Annotated in this window: 5 protein-coding genes; 4 read left to right on the top strand and 1 reads right to left on the bottom strand. The window is 53.9% G+C overall.

Annotated elements, in window-relative coordinates; genetic code table 11:
• From ssb to ACEW8P_RS00290, 4 genes are all read left to right on the top strand, one after another.
• Positions 1 to 296: single-stranded DNA-binding protein (gene ssb / locus ACEW8P_RS00305; RefSeq protein ID WP_373511116.1), on the top strand; the 296-nt coding region annotated here is incomplete at its 5' end.
• Between the two features lie 11 nt (positions 297 to 307).
• The gene (locus ACEW8P_RS00300) at positions 308 to 1618 is read left to right on the top strand and encodes a transporter associated domain-containing protein (RefSeq protein ID WP_373511115.1); all 1311 of its coding nucleotides are present in this window, start codon (positions 308 to 310) and stop codon (positions 1616 to 1618) included.
• A 48-nt stretch (positions 1619 to 1666) separates the two neighbouring features.
• Positions 1667 to 3139, top strand: a complete 1473-nt coding sequence (gene guaB / locus ACEW8P_RS00295; protein WP_373511114.1) for an IMP dehydrogenase — start codon at positions 1667 to 1669, stop codon at positions 3137 to 3139.
• A gap of 53 nt (positions 3140 to 3192) precedes the next feature.
• Positions 3193 to 3867, top strand: coding sequence for a hypothetical protein (locus tag ACEW8P_RS00290; protein WP_373511113.1), 675 nt, complete (start codon positions 3193 to 3195; stop codon positions 3865 to 3867).
• A gap of 24 nt (positions 3868 to 3891) precedes the next feature.
• Here ACEW8P_RS00290 and ACEW8P_RS00285 read toward each other — a convergent pair.
• Positions 3892 to 4507: serine hydrolase domain-containing protein (locus ACEW8P_RS00285; RefSeq protein WP_373511112.1), on the bottom strand; the 616-nt coding region annotated here is incomplete at its 5' end.

Here is a 4507-nt window from a genome sequence, read left to right as displayed (position 1 = left end):
GTAAGGGCAATCAAGTATATGTGGAGGGTAAAATCCGCACCGAGAACTGGACAGACAAAGAAGGGCAGGCTCGCACCAGCATCTCCATTTTGGCAAACAGCATGACTATGCTGGGCAGTAGCGGCTTGGGTAGCGGAGGATACGATGAACCAGGAGAATCGGCTAAATCGGGAGTCACCGAACCTGCTGCTGCCTCATCTTCCAATGCACCTGCGCCGACTAATGCTCCCAAAGCCGATGATCCCGTTCCTCCTGCGTTGGCTTCGGATGGCGATGACGACGATCTGCCATTTTGATCTTATCGCCCGTGAACGACGAAGAAACTGACAACGACGACCCGTCCCGACCCAGGCCGGAAAATGAGTGGCCTTTATTTGGCCGAAAACTCATTTTCGTGGCCATATCTCCTCCTCTCGACCTCATCTTGGACGCTTGGCCAGAGTTGCTGATCCTTGTCGTGCTGCTGGCGATTACTCTGATGCTTTCGGCGCTACGGGCAGCCTACGCCGTAACCTCTATCCCGGAGCCCTTTTGGGAACGTAAAAATGCCGCGTTGGATACTTCCCAAAAACTTACTCTGTCGCTCCTGCAACGCACGACCTTGCTGGTTGCGTTTCTGCTGGCTGCACACTTGGCCTGGAAAGCCGCCCTAAATCCTGAATTTGCTCCTTACGTTTGGCTGGCTTTCGTTGTTTTGGCGCTCTGGCTCTGGCTCGACGCCCTGGTGCGGTTTTACGCCGGGCATCATGCCGCCGCCTTTACCCAAAAAGTACACGGCCTGGTGCGTCCTGTGATGAAGTTTCTGATGCCCGTCAACACGTTCTTGGCTCGCTTGGGAGAGGCTTGGGGGATTTTGCTGCCCGACGAAGGACATGGCAACTCCGAAAACCTCGAATCGGAAGCCGAAACAGAAGAGGAGCGCGACCTGCTGCGCGGTCTCGCCACTTTCGGACAAACGACCGCCCGCCAGGCCAGCCAGCCCCGGCTCAATATTACTGCCGTGGATGTGGAATTGGACTTCCACGAACTGATGGACAAAATCAATAAATCCGGCTACTCCAGGATTCCGGCTTACGACGACACGCTCGATTCAGTTGAAGGGATATTGTACGTTAAAGATCTACTGCCGCATTTGCACCGCGACGAGCACTTTGCCTGGCAAAAACTACTTCGGAAAGCGTATTTCATTCCCGAAAGCAAGCGACTTGACGACCTCATGCACGAATTCCAGAACCGCCGTGTTCACATGGCGATTGTGGTGGACGAATACGGTGGTACCGATGGGCTTATCACACTGGAAGACATCATTGAGGAAATCTTCGGCGATATCAACGACGAGTACGATGAAGCCGAAGAAATCAAATACACGCAGGTTGACGAGCGAACCTATATTTTTGAAGGAAGAGTGCTGCTTAACGATTTTTGTAAAATATTGGGTTTGGAACCCGACTACTTCGAGGAGGTACGCCGCGCCAGCGAATCCCTGGGCGGTCTGCTGCTCGAACTTTTCTCACAACTGCCCCGGACGGGCGAGGAGGTGAGTTACGAAAACCTGACGTTCAAAATACAATCGGCGGACAAAAAGCGGATAAAGAAAGTCCGGGTGTTGGTGGCGTAGATATTTCTATCTACTTTTGCCCTGCAAATAACTACTACATTATTTGCAATGAACCACTTTCCTGCCAAAGTCCTCTACGAGGCGCTTACCTACGACGACGTCCTGCTGCTGCCCGCCTATTCCGAGGTACTTCCCCGCGACACCAGCACCGTCACTCAGCTTACCCGCAACATCCAGCTCAACATCCCGCTCATTTCGGCGGCGATGGACACCGTGACCGAGTTCGACCTGGCCATTGCGATGGCACAGGAGGGGGGTATCGGCATCATTCACAAGAACATGAGCCTGGAAGCCCAGGCCGAGCAGGTACGTAAGGTGAAACGCTCCGAGAGCGGCATGATCCTCGACCCGATCACGCTGCGCGAGGACGCCAACCTCGGCGACGCCCAGCAAATCATGCGCGAGTTCAAGATCGGCGGCATTCCGGTAGTGGATAAAAATCGCAAACTGGTTGGCATTCTGACCAACCGCGACCTCCGTTTCCAGCGCGACCTGGGCCGCCCGGTCACGGAAATCATGACGACCGAAAATCTCATCACCGCCTCCGAGGGGCTTTCGCTGGATGATGCCGAGTCGATTTTGCAGGAATACAAGATTGAAAAACTCCCGATCGTCGATGAAAACTACCGCCTGACCGGACTCATCACCTATAAGGACATTTTGAAACGCAAGTCGCACCCGCTGGCATGTAAGGATCAGTACGGCCGTCTGCGCGTGGGAGCCGCCATCGGCGTGACGCCTGACCTTATTCCGCGCGTGGAAGCCCTAATCAAAGCGGGTGTGGATGTGGTAAGCCTCGACACCGCCCACGGCCACTCGCGTGGCGTGATCGAAGCGGCTCGTTCCATCAAAGAGAAATTCCCTAATCTGGATTTGATTGCGGGCAACATCGCCACGGGCGAAGCCGCCCTCGCCCTCGCCGGAGCGGGCGTGGATGCCGTTAAAGTAGGTGTCGGACCGGGTAGTATCTGCACCACTCGCATCATCGCGGGCATCGGCGTGCCACAGCTGTCTGCCGTTCTATCCGCCGCCGAAGCCTTGCAAGGCACCGACATCCCGGTCATCGCCGACGGCGGCATCCGCTACTCGGGCGATGTCGCCAAGGCGTTAGCCGCCGGAGCCAGTACAGTTATGATTGGCTCGATGCTGGCGGGCACTGACGAGGCACCTGGTGAAATCGTAATCTACGAAGGCCGGAAGTTCAAGGCGTACCGCGGCATGGGTTCGGTAGAAGCCATGGAAGACGGCTCCAAAGACCGCTACTTTCAGGACGCCGAAGACGACGTGAAGAAACTTGTCCCCGAAGGCATTGTGGGTCGGGTGCCTTTCAAAGGAAAGGTATCCGAAATTCTGTACCAAATCGTAGGCGGCGTGAAAGCGGGCATGGGGTACTGCGGCGCGGGCGACATCGCTGCCTTACAAAAGGCAACATTCGTAAAAATTACCAGCGCGGGCGTCCGCGAAAGCCATCCGCACGATATTATGATTCAGAAGGAGGCACCGAATTATTCGGCACGGTAGGTTTTTTTGTAATTTTATGGAAGAGATTTTCATTCATAAACGACTTACGCCTCATGAAAACTTTTTTGGGTATTCTTGTAATTGGGATGAGTTGGTTCGTCTCACTCGACATTGCTTTTGGGCAGAGTAAATTTTCTATATCTGTCATTGCCGCACCGAACTTTCATTATATCGATTCAGAATGGAATGTTGATCTGCCTGTTGGTAATGGATATATGACAAAGCCCGTCGACTTGCAGTATAGGGCTAACGGATACGGCTATTCGGCAGGTTTGATGGCCAGTTATTGGATTTCTAAAAGATTGTCGTTCTGTACAGGGGTTTTGTTGAATAATATCAACTTCGGATCGCCAACCGTCACTACGAATCCAGATCTTACGGCATCACCCAATGACCCGCAAGTTCGGACTCCAGCCAGTACTGTACGCAGCTTTCAAATTCCTCTGCTGCTAAACTTACGTACTTCTTCCAAACGTCTATCGCCCTATCTTTCAGCGGGTGCGTTGACAAATGTTTATTCCGTAACAATATTCGAGGGGAGCAAGAAAAGTGACAACACGGTCGATGGAATTCGCCCTTACCCCAAGTTGGGGATAGGCGTCGATTACCGACTAAACGATGATTTTTTCCTGGATCGTACAGCCCAACTTCGTTTGCTTTCTGCCCTACGGAAAAGTCATTTCTTACAAAAACTACCAAATGGGGTTGCAGGCGCAATTGCTATATAAATTTTGAAGAAGGAAGACTGAACTTTAATCCAAACTACCCAGCAGCCGCTTCACCACGCCATCCATCGCCTTATTGTCCAGCCAGCGCACGACCATTACGAGTTCGTGTTCGGGATCGACGTACACCATATTGGTGCCGTTGCCGATGTGGACGAAGGCCGTGGTGGGCGCGCTCGGCAGGAACTGTTTGTCGGGATTCAGGAAAAAATTCATGTAGCCGTAGGTTGGCTGCGCCGGGGTGGGGGTAGTGGCTTGCCCGATCCATTTCTCCGAAAGGAGTTGTTGACCGTTCCATTTTCCCTTATGCATTGTAAGTAGGCCGAATCGGGCCATGTCGTAGGCGTTGATGAACATGCCGCCGCCCCAGTGCCCGCCACCGCTGACCACCTGTACGGCCTGCCCGTCCAGCACAACCCATGAGTTGCGGTAGCCTGCCCAGCGCCAGGTACTCGATGCGCCGATGGGGTTCATAATGTATTCTTGCAAAACCTGCGGCAATGGTCGCCGCCAGACGCTCGTAGCCGCAAGGGCCAGAGCATTTACCCGCACATCGTTGTATTCGTACACGCTGCCGGGTTCGTGGCGCGGGCGCGTCTGCCATTCTTTGGTGTCGGCGGCGGGCCGGTCGGCCCACTCAGGT

The organism is Persicitalea sp. (assembly GCF_041751555.1).
In the GTDB taxonomy this organism is placed as follows: domain Bacteria; phylum Bacteroidota; class Bacteroidia; order Cytophagales; family Spirosomataceae; genus Persicitalea.
Note: the sequence above shows the minus strand (reverse complement) of the source record. Positions and strands in the feature narration are given on the sequence as shown.

Bases quoted from the DNA above. Each gene is read 5' to 3' on its own strand.
- guaB (WP_373511114.1), top strand. From the start codon at position 1,667: ATGAACCACTTTCCTGCCAAAGTCCTCTACGAGGCGCTTACCTACGAC.
- ACEW8P_RS00290 (WP_373511113.1), top strand. From the start codon at position 3,193: ATGAAAACTTTTTTGGGTATTCTTGTAATTGGGATGAGTTGGTTCGTC.